Source organism: Mycobacterium asiaticum (genome assembly GCF_001673315.1).
GTDB lineage: Bacteria > Actinomycetota > Actinomycetes > Mycobacteriales > Mycobacteriaceae > Mycobacterium > Mycobacterium asiaticum_B.
This window is the reverse complement of the sequence record NZ_LZLQ01000001.1, coordinates 18,173-35,936: the sequence shown is the minus strand read 5'-3', so window position 1 is coordinate 35,936 and position 17,764 is coordinate 18,173. Positions and strand designations below refer to the sequence as shown.

Genomic DNA, 17,764 nt, shown 5'->3' with positions numbered 1-17,764 from the left:
GCCTCCCCCACCGGAGCCACTACCACCACCCCCGGTTGCGGCCGCCGCATTGGCGGTCTCCGTGGTTGCCTGATACGTGCTCATGGTGGTGGCGGCCTGTACCCACATCCGCGCGTAGTCAGCTTCGTTGACAGCGATCGGAATGGTGTTGATGCCAAAGAAATTCGTTGCCACCAATGCCGCGTGGACGGCATGATTGGCCGCCAACTCCGCCAGGGTCGGCATAGCTGCCAGCGCGGCGGTGTATGCCACCGCCACCGTCTCCTGCCGAGCTGCTCGCTTGGCACTGACCGCACTGGCCAGTGTCAGCCACTCCAGGTAAGGCCCATAGGCGGCGGTGTGAGTCGCGGCCGTCGGACCCTCCCAAACCTGTTGACTATTGGCCAGGACAGTTGTCAGTTCCGTTGCCGCCGCATCGTATTCGATACTCAAACCGGTCCACGTCTGCGCTGCTGCCAACAGCGGGCCCGGCCCCGGGCCCGTGCTGAGCATTGCCGAGTGCACTTCAGGTGGAGAAGCCATCCATACCGGCAGCAACATCATCAGACGCCCGTGCCCAGGTAGGTCGATGCCGCCGCCGCGTCACCGACGGCATAACTGGTGCCCGCTGCAGCGACCCCCACACCCGCTCGGCCCAGGACCTCGACCCCGGCGGCGACCGCCGTCTCGTGTTGCGTGCCCTCTTCGCTGAACTGCAGCGCCGCCTGTACCGAGACCGGATCGGCACCCGGAGGCGACACCACCGAGACCACTGGGGCCGCCGCAGCGTGCACGGCCGCCAATCGAGCGGCAATCGCTTCCACCGCCGCGCTAGTTCCCGCCAGGCCTTCAGGAACGACTCGCAAAGTCATGACTGCCCCTTTCCGCTCACGACCAACGCGGTCACCCAGCCCATTGCGCCCGCGGCCAGGCCGAAGCCGAGATGACACAACGCCTTATCGGCCAGGCCTGCCAATACCAGCCCCGAATCCGCCAGCGCTACCAAGTGAATCGGCGCGGCGGCGAGCACCACCAACCATCGTCGGCGCCGCACCACCACCGACGCAGTGACCGCGTAGAGCAATACCGCTGCGGCCAGGTAACGGGCACTGCCAGCGCCGCCCACCGGCGCCTGCACTGCGAACGTCGCGACCGTGGCGGCGGCGCCGACAATCAGCACAGTCGACCGCCGATGAGTCGTGAGGACGGTCGCCACCAGCAGCGTGAGCCAAATCAGCCCGCGGTGCCCGGGCAGTCCCATCGGGATGCGGACATCCGCGTAACCCACCGTCAGGACCACGGCCAGAACGGGGAACAAAAGTTCACGGGCGAAGCTCGACGACACGCCTGAAACTGTCCGGGTAGTCATCACGTACGGAACTTTACCGCGATCCCAGCCGCATATACGGAATTTTCAGGAGATATTCTCTGCATGTGCGTCTCAAGCGGCGGTTGGTGGTGGCTTCGGTCTTGTCCCTCGTCGGCGCCGGCATCCAGGCATGCGCAACCGCGACCGACAGCGCCGGTGAGCTCGTTGTTCAACAGCACGACCGGGTGCTGCGGCGATTCACGCTGCAACAACTGCGGGACCTTCCCCAGATCGAAATCGCCACGCCCCAATCGAGGGGAGCGCAAGTCCAGAAAGGACCCACCGTGCGGTCGATCCTTAACGCCGCGAGTACCGCGAATCCGGAATGGGTACGGGTGGAAGGCCGCGACCCCGCCCAGACTCTTTCCGCCTCAGAAATAACCGACCTGGTGATTCTGGCTGTCACCAAACGAAACACAGTCAAACTCACCGGGACTCAACTGCCCCGCGATCGATGGGTTCGCGACGTCGACCGGATTGCCGTGAACCCATGAGCCCCGCCTTAGCCGGCGTGGACCTCCTCGTCGGCATCGACGACACCGACAATCTGTCCAGCCCCGGCACCGGTCGCCGTGCCCGAGCGCTGTTACGGGAGCTTGCCGACGCGGGGCTAGGGACGGCCGCGGGCGCAACCCGGCACCAGTTGCTGGTCGACGACCGTATTCCCTACACCTCACACAATTCGAGCGCGTGCCTGGCCTGGCGCAGCGTCGACCAGGACCCGCAGGCCGTGGCGGACAAAGTGATCGACGTGGCCGGCCGGTTCCTGGAACGGGTATGCCCGCCCGATGCCGACCCGGGGCTGGTGGTAGCCATCCCGAGTCAACTCGGCGACGTTGCCAAACTGGTCGAGTTCGGGACTCGAGCCAAGCGAGAAGTGTTGCGCACCAAGGATGCTCGCGAACTCGCCAGCACCCTCGGTGTGCATCTCTCCGGACACGGCGGCACACAGGACGGGGTGCTGGGCGCATTGGCCGCGGTGGGCCTGTACCTGTCCGGCAATGACGGATTGTTCATCACCGTGCCGGGCCTCTACCAGCTGCCGAGCGAAACCACTATCGACGAGTTACCGACGCTGATACCGCTCGACGACGTCCGCGACCAACACCATCGCCGGCCGGCACGGGGCGAACCTATCTCGCTGGGCGACTGGGTGCATCCAGTGCTGCTGGACAACCGAATCGTCCTGTTGCTCGATCCACCGCGGCAGCTGCCGGACGGCAGCCGCGAGTGGCGAACCGCACCGCGATCGGTCGTGAAACAACACTGAGCGACGGTAGGATCCGTCCGTGTCGCAGCTACGCATCCGGGAAGCCGCCGAATTGCTCGGCGTCAGCGACGACACCGTGCGGCGGTGGATACAGCAGGGGATGCTGGCCGCCGGTCAGGATGAATCCGGCCGCAAGGTCATCGCCGGCGAAGTGCTGGCCGAATTCTGGCGCACCAACGCCCCGGCTGTGCCGACGAATCCGCTTGGCACCAACAGCTCCGCACGCAACCGCTTCGTCGGCCTGGTCACCAAGGTGATCGCGGACAAGGTCATGACCCACGTCGAAATGCAGTGCGGACCGCACACCGTGGTGTCGTTGATGAGTACACAGGCCGCACGGGAACTGAAACTCGAACCCGGCAGCGTCGCCGTAGCCGTCGTCAAAGCCACCACGGTGATCGTGGATGTCCCCGAAAACGCCTCGTAGTCACAGCGTTTCGTCCAGCTCCCCCAGCCGGTCGGTCAGTCGCAGATTCTCGGAGTAGTCGACCGGACAGGAAATCAGCGACACCCCGTCGTCGTCCAGCGCCTTCCGCAGCGTCGGCAGCAGATCCTCTGCCTTCTCGATCCGATAGCCCTTTGCACCGAAGGCCTTCGCGTAACTCACCACATCGGGGTTGTTGAACGAGATGTAGTGGTGCTCACCGAGTTCGAGGTCCATTTTCCACTCGATCAGCCCGTAGCCGCCGTCCTCCCAGATCAGCACCACCAGCGGAATCTTCTCCCGCACCGCGGTCTCGATCTCTTGAGAGTTCATCAGGAACGCGCCGTCACCGACCACGGCCAGCACCTTGGCGTCCGGGCGGGCCACCTTCACCCCGATCGCACCCGGCAGAGCAAATCCCATGGTGGACAATCCGTTTGAGATCAGGCAGGTGTTGCGCTCGTAGGTCGGGTACAGCCGGGCCATCCACATCTTGGTGGCACCGGTGTCGACGAGCACGACGTCGTCGCGGCCCAGGGCGGCTCGAGTGTCGGCGACCACCCGCTGGGGCGACAGCGGATAACGCGAATCCTCTTGGCCGCGCGCGAATTCCTCCTCCAACAGACCAGACCCGGGCACGTCAGCGTCGTCGAAGCGTTTACCATCCAACGCGTCGGCCAGTTCGTTCAGCGAGTCGTTGATGTCGCCGATGATCCCGACCTCGACCGTGTAGTGCGCGTCAACCTCGGCGGGGAAACGGTGGATGTGGATGATCTTCTTGTCACCCTTGGGGTTGATCCGGACGGGGTCGAACTCCTGCAATTCGTAACCGACCGCGATGACGACGTCGGCGTTGTCGAACCCGAAGTTGACGTAGTCGTGGCGCATGAACCCCAGTGTCCCGATGCTGTTGGGGTCGTCGTCGGGCATGACGCCCTTGCCGTGGAAGGTGTTGGCCACCCGGATACCGGTCTCTTTGGCGAACCGGACCAACGCCTCGGTCGCGTCGCTGCGCGCGGCGCCGTGCCCGGCCAGCGCCACCGGTCGTTTCGCGTTGCGCAGGACGTCCACGGCCCGCGCCACCTGCCTGGGTGCGGGCGCCTCTGCGCGAACGACTCGGCGCGGCAACGGCTCGAACTCGTAGTCCGCGTCGTCCTGGTCGAGGTGTTCGGGGATCGCCAGGTAGACCGCCGCCGGGCGTTCGGTCTCGGCGAGTTTGAAGGCTTTGCGAACCATCTCCGGGATGGCGTTGGCCGTCGGCACGTCGGCGGCCCACCGGGTGATCGGGGCGTACATCGACACCAGGTCGACGTACTGGTGGGACTCCTTGTACTCGCGGTCCTGACCCACCTGCGCCGAGATCGCGACCATGGGCGTGCTGTTGGTGGTGGCGTCGGCGACGCCGAGTTGCATGTTGATCGCGCCCGGCCCCAGGGTGGCCGACACCACCGCCGCGCGCCCGGTGACCCGGCCGTACATCTCCGCCATGAACGCCGCGGCCTGCTCGTGCCGCGTCAGCACGTAGCGAATATCAGACGCCGCCAATGCCTTGATGAGGCGAATGTTCTCCTCACCGGGGATTCCGAAGACGACAGCAACTCCCTCGTTCTCCAGGCACTTGACTATCAGCTCGGCCGCTGTGCTCATCCGCGCCACCTCCCTTTCGCCACGCCCGTCGGAGACGATGCGGTTCGTGAATCGAACCACTGAGGAACCGACAACTCGACAGTAGTGGCAGGCTAGATATACCGACCTTTCTCAAGTACCCCAAGACGAAGGATGTCAGCGTGCCAATCGCCACCATCAACCCGGTCACCGGCGAGACAGTCAAGACCTTCACCCCCGCCACCGACGAGGAAGTCGACGCCGCGATTGCGCGCGCCCACGAACGCTTCCTCGACTACCGGCACAACACCACCTTCGCCCAGCGCGCCGAATGGGCCAACGCCACGGCCGACCTGCTGGAAAAAGAAGCCGACGACGTCGCGGCGATGATGACCCTGGAAATGGGCAAGACGCTGGCCTCGGCCAAGGCCGAAACGCTGAAATGCGCGAAGGGTTTTCGCTACTACGCGGAGAACGCCGAGAAGTTGCTCGCCGACGAACCGGCGGAAGCCTCGAAGGTCGGGGCCAAGCAGGCCTACGTCCGCTACCAACCGCTCGGCGTGGTGCTGGCCATCATGCCGTGGAACTTCCCGCTCTGGCAGGCCGTCCGGTTCGCCGCTCCGGCCCTGATGGCGGGCAACGTCGGCATCCTCAAGCACGCCTCGAACGTGCCGCAGTCCGCGCTGTATCTTGCCGACGTCATCGCTCGCGGCGGCTTCCCGGAGGGTTGCTTCCAGACGCTGCTCATCTCGTCGGGCGCCATCGAGCGCATCCTGCGTGACCCCCGGGTCGCGGCAGCCACCCTCACCGGCAGCGAACCGGCCGGACAATCCGTGGCCGCCATTTGTGGTGACGAGATCAAACCCACCGTGCTGGAGCTCGGCGGCAGCGACCCGTTCATCGTGATGCCGTCGGCAGACCTCGACGAGGCGGTCAAGACCGCGGTGAAGGCCCGCGTGCAGAACAACGGCCAGTCCTGCATCGCGGCCAAACGATTCATCATCCACACCGACATCTACGACACCTTTGTCGACAAGTTCGCCGAGCAGATGCAGGCGCTGAAAGTGGGCGACCCGACGGACCCGGATACCGACGTGGGCCCGCTGGCCACCGAATCGGGCCGCGACGAGATCGCCGAGCAGGTCGAGGCTGCCGTAAAGGCGGGCGCGAAAGTCCGTGTCGGCGGGCAGAAGCCGGACCGGCCGGGGTGGTTCTACCCGCCGACGGTGGTCACCGACATCACCAAGGACATGGCGCTGTACAAAGAGGAGGTCTTCGGTCCGGTTGCGTCGATGTACCGCGCCAAGGACATCGACGAGGCCATCGAGATCGCGAACGCCACCAGCTTCGGACTCGGGTCCAACGCGTGGACCAACGACGAAGCCGAGCAGCGCCGGTTCATCGACGACATCGAGGCCGGGCAGGTCTTCATCAACGGCATGACCGTGTCCTACCCCGAACTCGGGTTCGGCGGCATCAAGCGGTCGGGCTACGGTCGCGAGCTGGCCGGCCTTGGCATCCGGGAGTTTGTCAACGCCAAGACGGTCTGGGTGGGCTAGCCACTCGACCGCGAGCAGAGAACTAGACCGCGGCCAGGGCCCGCTGATCCTCGTCGGCGAAGTCGTCCTCCAGCTGAACCGGCGAATAGTCGAGGTCGATTTCGCCCACCGGGCGGCCGCGGGCACTGCTGATGGTGCCGAACCGGCGCAACCCCTTGTCTGAGGCGTACTGCAGCATGTCGTCGGACGACAGGTCGAATGGCGGCTTCTCGCCGTACAGCGCGACACCTTCTTCGGTGAGGCGCAGCGCCAGCGGGATCAGTTCGTTCATCCGGTCCTCGAAGACGGTCCAGTTGGCATCGTCGGCGGCGACGTGGCGCCGACAGGTGAAGGTGCCCCAGGCCATGTGGCGTCGTTCGTCGTCGCCGATGCGGCGGATCAGTTCCTGCATGCCGGGCAGGATGTCGCGCTCCACGCAGATCTTGTTCCAGGCGTAATAGCCCGTCAGCGCCAACATGCCTTCCACGATGTGGTTGTAAGTCACCGAGGCGCGCACCTGGGCTGCCGGCGACGGATCGTCGGTCAGCGCGTTGAGGCACTGCGGCAGCACGTCGTAGAAAATCTGACGGTAGGTCGGCAGGTCGTCGAGGTAGCTGTGCAGGTCTGCGGCCATGCCGACCGCGTCCAGCCACATCCGGAACACCTGGACGTGCTTGGCCTCCTCGAACGCGAACTGAGTCAGGTACATCTCGTCGCCGAGTCGGCCTTCGGCCCGCATCGCGGCCATGAACGGCTGGATGTCCTCGGTGACCGCCTCCTCGCCGGCGATGAACTGCGCGCACAGCCGAGTGGCGTAATGACGCTCGCGATCCGACAGCTTCTCCCAGTCCTCCAGGTCGCGGGAGAAGTCGATATCGGCCGGGTTCCAGAACTTGGCGTTGCCACCGGCGAACAGCTTGAGCGGCAAGCTATCCCAGTTGAGACCGCCGGCGACCATGGAGCCGGAACCCGTGCGCGTCATGTGATCCCTGCCTTTCGTGGGCGATCGTGGTCGGCGGACTCAACCCTGACGGCCGAAGGGCGGGGCGCGAAGGCATCGGAAAGGACCGCGACCAGCCTGCGCACCGCCAGCGCCGGTTGCTCCGGCGTGGGCTCGTCCAGACCCAGGATCGGGTCCAGGCCGCGCATGTAGGGCGCCAGCGCCAGGTGCGGGAAAATCATCAGCAGCAGCGACAGCAACGCGTCCGTGTCAGAGTCCGCCCGCACGTCACCACGGCGCTGTGCCTCGGTCACCAGCGGACGCAACACCTCCAGGTAGTGCCGGTGGATGACGTTTCGCACGCTGATCCGGGCGTCGGTGTCCACCTCCAGGGTCGCCGCGGCATGCAGCGCGCGCTCCCGGGGATGCTCGGCGTAGTAGGCCACCCAGGCGTCCAGCAGGTCGGTGAGGAAAGCGAAGAACGGCCGGGTCGGATCCAGCTCGCAGATGATGTCCTCGACGTAAGCCCGCACCCGTTGGCTGGCCACGTCGGCGATGAAGGCGTACAGGTCACGCTTATCGGCGAAGTACTGGAACAAACTGCCTTTGGCCACTCCGGCGCGCCGGGCGATGACGTTCAGGCTGCCGTTGGAGAACCCATGGGCACCGAATTCCTCCTCCGCCGCTTCGATGACAGCGGTTCGACGAGCCGGATCGACTCGAGCCCAGGTAACCGTCGGCATAACAACCCTTTCCAACTGGTATGACCACTGGTCATACTACTGTGAGTTAGTTCACAGTCAAGCGACTATGGACGCATCTCATACGCGCCGTTGAGCGGCAGCACGTATTCCTTCCACACCTTGTCGTAGGTCGCAGAATCGTGCACCGGACGGCGGATCATCCGCAGCGCGAAGCGGCCCTGCTCGGCGGTGGTAGCGGCCTTGTCGTGGAGTTCGACTGCATAACTGTTGAAGTCGCGGACCAGCAGACTGAAGATTTCGTCGATCAGCGCCTCGTCCACACCCGTCAGCGGCGCTTCCTCCAAGATCAGCTGGGCATAGGGCACCAGGGCGAACAGCTGCCCCACGCCGAAGGCGAAGTCGATGTCCTTCTGCTGAGCGGCATCCGGTGTGGCCCCGGCCAGCATCTCGGCCAGCACGTCGATCTGCTCGCGCAACAGCGCGACGTTGGGTAGATGCCCATAGCTGTCGAACGGCGCCCGCCAGTCGTGGAAGCGCACCTTGCCCAGTCCGCCGGTGGGCCCCTGGTTGAACAGGAAGGTGTCGTCGGCCGCGTCGTCGCGCCGACCGATGAGCGGCAGCGCGCCGTCCGGTGCGAACAGGAAGTTGGGCATGAACTTGGCCAACAGCCCGATGTTGATGTGAACTGTGCCCTCCAACCGTGGCAACAGCCCTATCTCGCGGGCCACAGTCTCGAAGAAGGTGTCCTTCTCCACGCCCTTGGCCGCGATGACATCCCACAACGCGGTGATGACGCGCTCGCCTTCGCTGGTCACCTTGGCCTTGGTGAGCGGGCTGTACAGCAGGTAGCGGCGGTCATCGGCGGACGCGCTGCGCATGTAGTCGCTGGCACGGCTCGCGACCAACCGCATCGCGACGAGGCGGGCGTAGGCATCGGTGAGCAGCCGTCGCACATGGCTGAACTCGGTGACGACGGTGCCGTACAGGTGCCGGTTGGCGGCATGCGTGATCGATTCGTAGAACGCGTGGGTGCACATGCCGATTGCGCCCCAGCCCAGGTTGTACTTGCACACGTTGACCGTGTTCAGCGCGGCGTGGAACGCGCCCATGCCGCGGTGCAACAGGTCCGCTTCGGTCACCGGGTATTCCCGGAGCGCGTAATTCGCCACGTAGTTCTGCGAATTGACGACGTTCTTCTTCAGGTCGTACCGGTCGTGCTGGGAGTCGGCGACGAAGAAGACGTATTCGTCGGGATTCCCCGACGAGCCCTCGATCTTGCCGAAGGTCGAGACCATGCGGGCGACGTTGGCGTTGCCGATGTAGTACTTCTCGCCGGTGGCGGTCCAGCCGTGCTCGGACGGAGTGAGGATCATGTCGGTCTGGTAGACGTCGGCGCCGTGCGTCTGCTCCGAAAGTCCGAACGCGAACACCTCACCCTGTTCGAGTTGCGCGGCCGCTTTGCGTTTGGCGTCCTCGTTGTCGCTCATCCAGATCGGGCCCAGACCCAGTGCTGTCACCTGGAACGGGTACCAGTAGCTCAGGCCGTAAAAGCCGATGATTTCGGCGAATTCGCTGATCCGGTAGGTGTCCCAACGACAGGCCAAAGCCGGATCCGAGGCACCGTATTCGGCCGGCGTCAGCAGGGAGGCGAAGATGCGGTGCTGCCCGATGTGGTTCAGAAAGTCCGAATACCAGCGGCGCTCGTGATCGTCGTGCTTGAGTTTGGCCTTGCCGCGGTTCTCGAAGAAGTCCACCGTCGCCTGCATGATCTCGCCCGAACGGCTGTCCGGATACTTGCGTTGCAGGTCATTGGGGTTGAGCAGCATGTGGTTGGCTCCCGAGAGGTGCTGGCAGGACGGGTAGACGGTACTGCAATACCGCACGAGCCGGAACAAAACGACCCTGTTGGTAAGGCGCCGCAGCGACCTAGCATCAAAGGCGTGTCAGGACTCAATACCGCTCGCGGAACAATCGATACCGCGGATCTCGGCGTCACGCTCATGCACGAGCACGTGTTCATCATGACCACCGAAATCGCACTCAACTATCCGGACGCCTGGGGGGATGAGGAGAAGCGGGTAGCCGACGCGGTCGCCCGCCTCAACGAGTTGAAATCCCGCGGCGTGGACACCATCGTCGACCTCACCGTCATCGGGCTGGGCCGCTACATCCCGCGCATCGCCCGGGTGGCAGCCGAAACCGAGCTGAATATCGTTGTGGCGACCGGGCTTTACACCTACAACGACATCCCGTTCCGGTTCCACTACGAAGGCCCCGGCGGCTTGCTGGGCGGCCCAGAGATCATGACCGACATGTTCGTCCGGGATATCGAACAGGGCATCGCCGACACCGGCATCAAGGCCGGGATCCTCAAATGCGCCACCGACGAACCCGGCATCACGCCCGGAGTCGAACGCGTGCTGCGGGCCGTCGCCCAGGCGCACAAACGCACCGGGGTGCCGATCTCCACCCACACCCACGCCGGCTTGCGACGCGGCCTCGAACAGCAGCGCATCTTCGAAGAGGAAGGCGTGGATTTGAGCCGGGTGATCATCGGGCACTCCGGCGACAGCACCGACGTCGGCTACCTCGAGGAACTCATCGCCGCCGGGTCTTACCTCGGCATGGACCGGTTCGGGCTCGACGTGATCTCGCCGTTCGAGGAACGGGTCCAGATCGTGGCGACGATGTGCGAGCGCGGGCACGCCGACAAGATGGTGCTCTCCCACGACGCCAACTGCTACTTCGACGCGCTGCCTGAAGATCTGGTGCCGCAGATGGCGCCGAACTGGCATTACCTGCACATCCACAACGACGTGATCCCGGCCCTCAAGGAACGCGGTGTCACCGACGAGCAGATCCACACCATGCTCGTCGAGAACCCGCGCAAAATCTTCGATCGGCAGGGCGCCTATCAGTGACGGTCGCGCCGATCGGAACTCAGATCTCGGCACTGGCCGAGATCGCGCCGGACGAGCCGGCGGTCACCTGCGGTGCAGACACGCTCACCCGCGCCGAACTCGACAGCTCGACCAACCGGCTGGCCCGCGCGTATGCCGAGCGTGGTGTGACCCTGGGCAGCTACGTCAGCATCCTGTTGCCGAACTCCGTGGAGTGGGTGCAGGCGACGGTGGCGTGCTGGAAGCTGGGCGCGATACCTCAGCCGCTGTCGCCGCGGCTCCCCGAGGCGGAGCTGTCCGCGTTACTGGAGTTGAAGCCCCGGTCACTGCTCGTCGGGCGAGCCGACCCCGCTGGTGAGATCCCCAGCGTGCCAATGGGTTTCGTCGCCGACCCGTACTCGGACGCAGCACTGCCGGAGGCGGTGTCGCCGGTTTGGAAGTCGTTGGCCTCCGGCGGCAGCACCGGACGCCCCAAACTGATCGAAGCCGGTGGCGACAGCCGGGTACCGGCGGCCATCGGCGCCCCGCTGGGCGCCCAGGAAGGTGACACCAGCCTGGTGCCGGTGCCGCTGAGCCACAACACCGGTTTCACCACCGCCACCATCGCGCTGCTGATGCGTCACCACCTGGTGTTGCTGCCCCGATTTGATCCGCATGAGTTCCTCCGGGTGATCGCCGACCACCGGGTCACCTTTCTCACCACAGTGCCGACGATCATGCAGCGGGTCCTACCCGTCTACAACGCGGACCCGGATTCCTATGACCTGTCCTCGATCCGGCGCTTCTGGCACGTCGGCGCGCCCTGCCCGCCGGCCGTCAAGCAGGCATGGATCGAGTTGCTGGGACCCGAAGCGCTGTGGGAGCTCTACGGCGGCACCGAATTGCAGGCGCTGACCTTCATCAACGGTGAGCAGTGGCTGGCCCACCCGGGCTCGGTCGGTCAGGTGGTCTCCGGTCAGATGAAGGTGCTCGACGATGACGGCAATCCGTGCCCGCCGGGCGTCGTGGGCGAGATCTACATGCGTCCCAACCCTGGCAGCGCGGCGACCTACCGGTACGTGGGCGTCAAAGCCAAGAGCCGGGACGGTTGGGATTCCCTGGGCGATCTCGGCTATTTCGACGCCGACGGCTTCCTCTGCCTGTCGGATCGGCGGGTCGACATGTTCACCGTCGGCGGGCGCAACGTCTACCCGGCCGAAATCGAGAACGCCCTTTCTGCGCACCCAGACGTGTTGTCCTGCTTGGTGGTTGGTGTGCCGCACGAGGATCTGGGACAGGTGCCGCACGTGTTGGTACACACGGTGACCGGATCCGAACTGGATGCCCCGACAGTCCAGCGGTTCGTCGGCGACCAACTGGCCGCCTACAAAGTGCCTCGCACCGTGGAATTCGTCGACACGCCGTTGCGCGACGACGCCGGAAAGGCGCGCCGATCGGCCGTTCGTGATGAGGTGGTAGCGCGACTATCCAATGCCAGCACTGCCAAGACCCGGGAGGATCGGCCGTGAACCAGCCCACGTTGGACGTGCAGTATTCGGCTCTCAGCGATGTGGGATGTCAGCGATCCGACAACCAGGACCGCTGGGGGGTGGATGGCGACCAGTGGCTGTTCATGGTGGCCGACGGCGTCGGAGGCAGTCGCGACGGTGCGTTGGCCGCCCAGACCATGGTCGACATACTGCCCCGCTACGTGGCTCACCACCTGCCACTCGACCAGCGCGACCACCAGGATTCGCCCGAGCGACTGGGTCGCGCCGTCTCCGAACTCTCCGACGACCTGCACGCCAAGTCGCAGGACGACGCCCGTTACCAAGGCGCCAACAGCACCCTGGTGACGGCGGTGATCGCGGGCACGCGGGTGCTGGTCGCGCACTTGGGTGACAGCCGCGCCTATCTGCGTCGCGGCCAGCAGCTGCAGCGGCTCACCCGCGACCACACCCTGGTGCAGGCGTTGGTTGACGCGCACCAGGTCGACCCCGAGGACACCGGCCAGCACCGCGCCCGCAACGTGGTGACGAAGTACATGGGGATGAAGCCGCCCGCGCGGGCCGACGCCAGTGCGGTGGAGTTACATCCCGGCGACCGCATCCTGCTGTGCAGCGACGGTTTGCACGGCGTCGTCAAAGAACCGTCGCTGGCGCAGATCCTCGATGCCAATCCGGACCCGGGCTATGCGTGCGCGGCGTTGATCACGGCGGCCAGGGATGGGGGCGGACCCGACAACATCACCGCACTGGTGATCAACATTTCCTGAGCTGCTCAGGGTGCGATGGCATCCGCTTCCCGGTCCTGCGGGCCGGCCTTCTTCTCGCGTTTTTCCCAGCGGCGCAACGCTTCCCGGCACGGTGACTCAACCAGGGCGTAGCTCACCGCGGCGATCGCGAAGCCGAAGATCAACGTCAGCGCCAGCACCGTCGGCATGTGACCGTTGAAGGCGAACGCGCCGATCACGGGAAACACCATGTCCAACGCGGCCAGGTGCCAGATGAACAGGCCGTAGGACCAACGGCCCAGGGTGACCATCAGCGGGCTGCCCAGCAGCCGGTGGCGGGTGTCCGGCCGGTCCAGCACCAAGGGCGCAACCAACGCGAACGCCACCACCGAACCCATCGCCGTCTTCACCGAGAATTCCGCGGCCGTGCTGGGGACCAGACCGGCCGGACCCGCCAGCGGCGATGCCGCCACCAGGTAGGCCGCCACCGCGACAAGCGCCATCAGGAGCCGGCGACGCGCCAGCCGATGCGCCCAGCCGACCGGGCTGTGCACCAGCTCGGCGAGCACCATGCCCGCCGCGAACCAGGAGAAGAACGCCGGCGGCCAGTTCACCGGGTTCGCCCCGGGCCCGCCGCCCAGCACCGCCAACGGCAACCATCCCCACGCCCAGCTGAGCGCGCCCAGGGCGCCGATGACACCGATGCGAGCACCGACCGGAAGCCGCCGCCACAGGAACGCCAGAAGCGGCAGCGCCAGGTAGAAGCTGACCTCCACGGACAAGCTCCACATCTGGGTCAGTCCGCCCGTCAGGGTCAGCGGCACGTAGATCTGGGTGAGGGTCAAATTGGCCAGCCACACGGTCAGGTTGGCGTGGTTGGAGTCGGGTAGCAGGGTCAGGATCACCACCACCGCAACCAGGTAGGCCGGCATGATGCGCACCACCCGCGACCGCAGATAGTGACCGGTTCGCGGACGCGGCGCAAGGTCCCGTGCCGCCGCAGCGTGCCCGCGCCACAGCAGGAACCCCGACAGTGCGAAGAACACCGCGACCGCCAGGTCGAAACGGCCGAACAGGCGGCCGTCGACACCGCTCGAGTGCCCGGTCTGGAAGGCGACGTGGGTGACAACTACGCCCATGGCCGCGCAGGCGCGCATGCCCTCGACCGCGGGCAGGAAGCTTCGGGTGCCACCCACCTGCTGGTCGTCAGTCATGTCCACAGTTTGCCCGGGCGTGCATCGGGTTAGGCCGGGAGCACCACTACCCGGCGCGCACGGGCGGCTCCTTACATTCTGCTGTTAGGGTCAAACGGGTTTGCCTCGCTGCCTGGCCAGGTCAAAGCGGGTCATCCGGTTTTGGAGACCAGAAGGAGGTCACAGCAACGTGAACCGAGCAGTCATGTTGCGCATCGCCGCGTGCGGGACAATCGGACTCGGCGCCGCGCTGCTGATCGCCGCACTGCTGTTATCGACCTATACCAGCGGCAAGATCACCAAAATTCCGCTCAACATCGATGCGACGCTGATCAGCGAAGGCACCGGGACCGCGCTCGACGCGGCGTCGCTGTCCAGTGACCGCGTGGTGGTCAACCAGAACGTGCCACTGGTGTCGCAGCAGCAGATCAGCGTCGAGACGCCGGCCAACGCCGAAGTGGTGACGCTGCAAGTAGGAAGTTCGGTCCGGCGCAGCGACAAGCAGAAGGACAGCGGGTTGCTGCTGGCCATCGTCGACAACGTGACCCTCAATCGCAAGACGGCGCTGGCGGTCTCGGACGAGTCGCACCCGGGTGGCTCGGTGCAGAAGCCGCGCGGGATCGGCGATGAGAACCCGCCGACCGCAATACCGCTGCGGCACGAGGGACTGGCCTACCGCTTCCCGTTCAACACCGAACGCAAGACGTACTCCTATTTCGATCCGATCGCCCAGAAGCCGTTCGATGCGAACTTCGAAGGCGAAGACGACGTCAACGGGCTCAACACCTACCGCTTCACCCAGACCGTGGGCGTCAACAGCGAAGGCAAGCTGGTCGCCCCCATCCCCTACCCGTCGCTGTATGCCGGCGAAGAGGACCGCAAGATCACCACCAGCGCGGGAATGTGGGGAGTGCCCGGCGACCCGGCCGAGCAGATCACCATGACCCGCTACTACACCGCGAAGCGCACCTTCTGGGTGGATCCGGTGTCCGGCACCATCGTCAAGCAAACCGATCAGGCCCACCACTACTACGCCCGCGACGCCCTCAAGCCCGAGGTGACGCTGGCCGACTACAAGCTCACGTCCACCCAGGAGACGGTGGAGTCGCAGGTCAATTCCGCGCGAGACGAGCGTGACCGTTTGGCCTTATGGTCGCGGGTGCTGCCGATCACGTTCACCGTGACCGGTCTGATCGCGCTGATCGGCGGTGCCGTGCTGGCGTCGTTCAGTTTGCGGACCGAGAGCGCGCTCACCGATCCCAGCCTGGACCGTGACGACACCGACTTCCTCCGGCGCAGCGGGCTGGAACCACCGGTGCCGGGCGCGGAAGCCGAGACCGAGAAGCTGCCCACGCAGCGACCGGAGCTGGCGGAGGAATCGTCGCCGCCGCACGTGGACGCGGGGCCGCCCGTGGACGCGGGGCCGCACGCGGACGCGGGGCCGCACGTGGACCCGCCACCGCAGGATCCGCCACCGACTACGGCGGGGCTGGACGGACCCGGCCCGACCCCATCCGGTCCGCCGGGTCCGTCCAGCCCTGGCCCGACCGAACGGACCTAACTGGGTGTGGGCCAAATCGGCCCGGCCGGGGTATGCCTTGGCGCTGGCGCTGCTGGTACTCGCGCCGCTGCTGCAGCCTGGGTATCTGCTGCTGCGCGACGCTGTATCCACGCCGCGTTCGTACCTGACCGATACCGCGCTGGGTTTGACGGCGGCGCCGCGCGCGACCCCGCAGGATTTCGCGGTGGCGCTGATATCGCGGGTCGTGGACGGCGGAGTCGTGGTCAAGACGCTGCTGGTGCTGGGGTTGTGGTTGGCCGGCTGGGGAGCGGGACGACTGGTGGCCGCGGTGCTGCCCGAGGCCGGCGTCGGCGGCGAGCTGGTCGCGATGACGCTGGCGATCTGGAACCCCTATGTCGCTGAGCGGCTGCTGCAGGGCCATTGGAGCTTGCTCGTCGGTTACGGCTGCCTGCCTTGGGTGGCGACGACGATGCTGCGCCTGCGATCAGCCGGCGTGGGCGTCTTTGCGCTGGCGTTCTGGATCGCGGCGGCCGGGCTGACGCCAACGGGTTTGCTGCTCGCCGCGATGATGGCCCTGGTGTGCGTGGCCGGGCCGGGCGGCGGCTGGCCGCGTTGGCTGTGTGCGGTTGCGGCTTCGGGTTTCGCGCTGGTGGGGGCGCTGCCCTGGTTGACGGCGTCCGCGCTGGGTGCGTCGTTGACGACGGGTTCGCCCGCCAACGCCGTCGGGGTCGACGCGTTCGCGCCGCGCGCCGAGCCCGGCCTGGGCACGCTCGGCAGCCTGGCCAGCCTCGGCGGGATATGGAACGCCCAGGCCGTACCGGAAACGCGGACAACGCTTTTCGCTGTCGTCGCGGCAGCGGTGCTGCTGGGTGTGGTGGCGATCGGAGTGCCGGTGGCGGTGCATCGCCCGGCCGCGCGGCCGCTGCTGGTGCTGGCCGCGGTGGCGGTGCTGGGTCCGGCGTTGCTGGCCACCGACCCGGGCCGGCAGGTGTTGCGGTCGGTGGTCGACGCGGTGCCAGGGGTCGGGGTGTTGCGCGACGGGCAGAAGTGGGTCGCGCTGGCCGTGCCGGGATACGCGGCGGCCGGCGCGGGCGCGGCGGTGGTGCTGCAGCGGCGGCTGCGGCCGGCGGCGGCGGTCTGCTGCGCGGCGCTGATTCTGGTGTTGCCCGACCTGGCCTGGGGCGTCTGGGGGAAGGTGGCGCCGGTGCGCTATCCGCCGGCCTGGGCAGCGGTGGCGGCCGCAATCAACCGCGAGCCCGGCACGGTGGCGGTACTGCCGGCCGGAACCATGCGGCGCTTCTCCTGGTCTGGCGCGGCGCCGGTGCTCGACCCGCTGCCCCGCTGGGTGGGTTCGGAGGTGCTGACCTCCGGTGACCTGGTGATATCCGGCGTGACCGTGCCCGGGGAGGGTGCGCGTGCCCGCGCCGTCCAGCAGTTACTGCTGTCCGGGCCGGAACCGTCGGCGCTGGCCGCCGCCGGGGTGATGTGGCTGGTCGTCGAATCCGACAGTGCCGGGGAGACGGGCGCCGCCGCGCGGACCGTCCACGCGCTGCCGCCGGTCTACCGCGATCGCGAAATGGCTTTGTATCGCATCGGCGGGGATACCGCGCGCGCCGACTCGACAGACGTGACGCTGACCATGCTCGCGCACCTGGCCTGGCTGGGGTTGCTGCTGGTCGGCGCCGCCGGCGCTCTAGTGCGCTCGGTGCGCTCGGTGCGCACCTGAAGCGGTAGCGACTACGACAACGCTTCGATGAGCTCGCCCACCGTGTGGCCGGCCTCCAACGGGTGGCGTAGCCGGCCGTCGGGATTCAGCGTGTACACATTGCGACGGCCGGATTTGGACTTGAGCAGGTACCCCTCGCCGGTGAGGTCCGCCAGGATGGCTTGCACCGACCGCTCGGTGATGCCGACCCGTAGCGACAGTTCGCGCGCGGTCATCGGCTCGCTGAGGGATACGCACAGCAGCACATGCCCGTGATTCGTCAGGAACGTCCACCCGCGTTCGGACTCGCCAGCGGTGCGGGCGTCCCCCTTCGGCGCTTCGGCAGCGTTCACAACTGTGATCTTACTACCACTTCTTTCGCGTAAAGCGTTTCGTTAATTCG

The 17,764-nt window shown here is 66.4% G+C and carries 18 protein-coding genes; 9 read left to right on the top strand and 9 right to left on the bottom strand.

Annotated elements, in window-relative coordinates; genetic code table 11:
- From A5636_RS00175 to A5636_RS00165, 3 genes are all read right to left on the bottom strand, one after another.
- Positions 1–540 (bottom strand): PPE family protein (locus A5636_RS00175; protein ID WP_172827119.1); only part of this gene is annotated, 540 nt, incomplete at its 3' end.
- Between the two features lie 2 nt (positions 541–542).
- Entirely contained in the window at positions 543–851 is a 309-nt protein-coding gene (locus A5636_RS00170; RefSeq protein ID WP_065156688.1) for a PE family protein, read from the bottom strand.
- Positions 848–1,324: a hypothetical protein gene (locus tag A5636_RS00165; RefSeq protein WP_253900426.1), complete on the bottom strand. Its 477-nt coding sequence runs from the start codon at positions 1,322–1,324 to the stop codon at positions 848–850. Before A5636_RS00165 ends, A5636_RS00170 begins: the two co-directional genes overlap by 4 nt.
- Positions 1,325–1,437: 113 nt before the next feature.
- Between A5636_RS00165 and A5636_RS00160 the strand changes: the two genes are divergently transcribed.
- The 3 genes from A5636_RS00160 to A5636_RS00150 are packed head-to-tail and all read left to right on the top strand — an operon-like array spanning position 1,438 to position 3,045.
- Positions 1,438–1,842, top strand: a complete 405-nt coding sequence (locus A5636_RS00160) for a hypothetical protein (protein WP_065156690.1) — start codon at positions 1,438–1,440, stop codon at positions 1,840–1,842.
- A complete protein-coding gene (locus A5636_RS00155; protein WP_065156686.1) occupies positions 1,839–2,618 on the top strand; it encodes a hypothetical protein in 780 nt (259 codons plus the stop codon). The genes A5636_RS00160 and A5636_RS00155 overlap by 4 nt, the downstream gene beginning before the upstream one ends.
- Before the next feature lie 19 nt (positions 2,619–2,637).
- On the top strand, positions 2,638–3,045 hold the full coding sequence (locus A5636_RS00150; RefSeq protein WP_065156685.1) for a TOBE domain-containing protein: 408 nt from the start codon (positions 2,638–2,640) through the stop codon (positions 3,043–3,045).
- Here the strand turns inward: A5636_RS00150 and A5636_RS00145 are convergent, their stop codons facing one another.
- Entirely contained in the window at positions 3,046–4,689 is a 1,644-nt protein-coding gene (locus A5636_RS00145) for an acetolactate synthase large subunit (RefSeq protein ID WP_065156684.1), read from the bottom strand. It abuts the gene before it with no gap.
- 140 nt (positions 4,690–4,829) lie between these two features.
- On the opposite strand from A5636_RS00145, the gene A5636_RS00140 reads away from it, so the two are divergent.
- Positions 4,830–6,206 (top strand): NADP-dependent succinic semialdehyde dehydrogenase, encoded by a 1,377-nt coding sequence (locus tag A5636_RS00140; protein ID WP_065156683.1) that lies wholly within the window; start codon positions 4,830–4,832, stop codon positions 6,204–6,206.
- Positions 6,207–6,228: 22 nt separating this feature from the next.
- Here A5636_RS00140 and A5636_RS00135 read toward each other — a convergent pair whose 3' ends face one another.
- The 3 genes from A5636_RS00135 to A5636_RS00125 all read right to left on the bottom strand — a co-directional run bounded on the left by A5636_RS00135 (position 6,229) and on the right by A5636_RS00125 (position 9,655).
- A complete protein-coding gene (locus A5636_RS00135; protein ID WP_065156682.1) occupies positions 6,229–7,167 on the bottom strand; it encodes a R2-like ligand-binding oxidase in 939 nt (312 codons plus the stop codon).
- Positions 7,164–7,868, bottom strand: a complete 705-nt coding sequence (locus A5636_RS00130) for a TetR/AcrR family transcriptional regulator (RefSeq protein ID WP_065156681.1) — start codon at positions 7,866–7,868, stop codon at positions 7,164–7,166. Before A5636_RS00130 ends, A5636_RS00135 begins: the two co-directional genes overlap by 4 nt.
- Before the next feature lie 65 nt (positions 7,869–7,933).
- Positions 7,934–9,655 (bottom strand): acyl-CoA dehydrogenase family protein, encoded by a 1,722-nt coding sequence (locus A5636_RS00125; protein WP_065156680.1) that lies wholly within the window; start codon positions 9,653–9,655, stop codon positions 7,934–7,936.
- A 114-nt stretch (positions 9,656–9,769) separates the two neighbouring features.
- On the opposite strand from A5636_RS00125, the gene A5636_RS00120 reads away from it, so the two are divergent.
- Genes A5636_RS00120 through A5636_RS00110 form a run of 3 tightly spaced genes read left to right on the top strand, consistent with a single transcriptional unit; the run spans position 9,770 to position 12,983 of the window.
- Positions 9,770–10,750 carry a phosphotriesterase gene (locus A5636_RS00120; RefSeq protein WP_065156679.1) on the top strand — a complete coding sequence of 327 codons (981 nt, stop codon included), beginning with the start codon at positions 9,770–9,772 and terminating at the stop codon, positions 10,748–10,750.
- Complete coding sequence (locus A5636_RS00115) at positions 10,747–12,237, top strand: AMP-binding protein (protein WP_065156678.1); 1,491 nt, start codon at positions 10,747–10,749, stop codon at positions 12,235–12,237. The genes A5636_RS00120 and A5636_RS00115 overlap by 4 nt, the downstream gene beginning before the upstream one ends.
- A complete protein-coding gene (locus A5636_RS00110) occupies positions 12,234–12,983 on the top strand; it encodes a PP2C family protein-serine/threonine phosphatase (RefSeq protein WP_065156677.1) in 750 nt (249 codons plus the stop codon). The genes A5636_RS00115 and A5636_RS00110 overlap by 4 nt, the downstream gene beginning before the upstream one ends.
- A gap of 5 nt (positions 12,984–12,988) precedes the next feature.
- Here A5636_RS00110 and A5636_RS00105 read toward each other — a convergent pair whose 3' ends face one another.
- Positions 12,989–14,155: an acyltransferase family protein gene (locus tag A5636_RS00105; RefSeq protein WP_155763464.1), complete on the bottom strand. Its 1,167-nt coding sequence runs from the start codon at positions 14,153–14,155 to the stop codon at positions 12,989–12,991.
- A 169-nt stretch (positions 14,156–14,324) separates the two neighbouring features.
- Here A5636_RS00105 and A5636_RS00100 point away from each other — a divergent pair, with 169 nt between their 5' ends.
- Positions 14,325–15,695, top strand: coding sequence for a DUF3068 domain-containing protein (locus A5636_RS00100; RefSeq protein WP_065156675.1), 1,371 nt, complete (start codon positions 14,325–14,327; stop codon positions 15,693–15,695).
- Positions 15,696–15,699: 4 nt separating this feature from the next.
- Positions 15,700–17,382, top strand: a complete 1,683-nt coding sequence (locus A5636_RS00095; RefSeq protein ID WP_065156674.1) for a hypothetical protein — start codon at positions 15,700–15,702, stop codon at positions 17,380–17,382.
- Between the two features lie 11 nt (positions 17,383–17,393).
- Here the strand turns inward: A5636_RS00095 and A5636_RS00090 are convergent, their stop codons facing one another.
- Complete coding sequence (locus A5636_RS00090; RefSeq protein WP_065156673.1) at positions 17,394–17,714, bottom strand: helix-turn-helix transcriptional regulator; 321 nt, start codon at positions 17,712–17,714, stop codon at positions 17,394–17,396.
- Positions 17,715–17,764 lie beyond the last annotated feature (50 nt).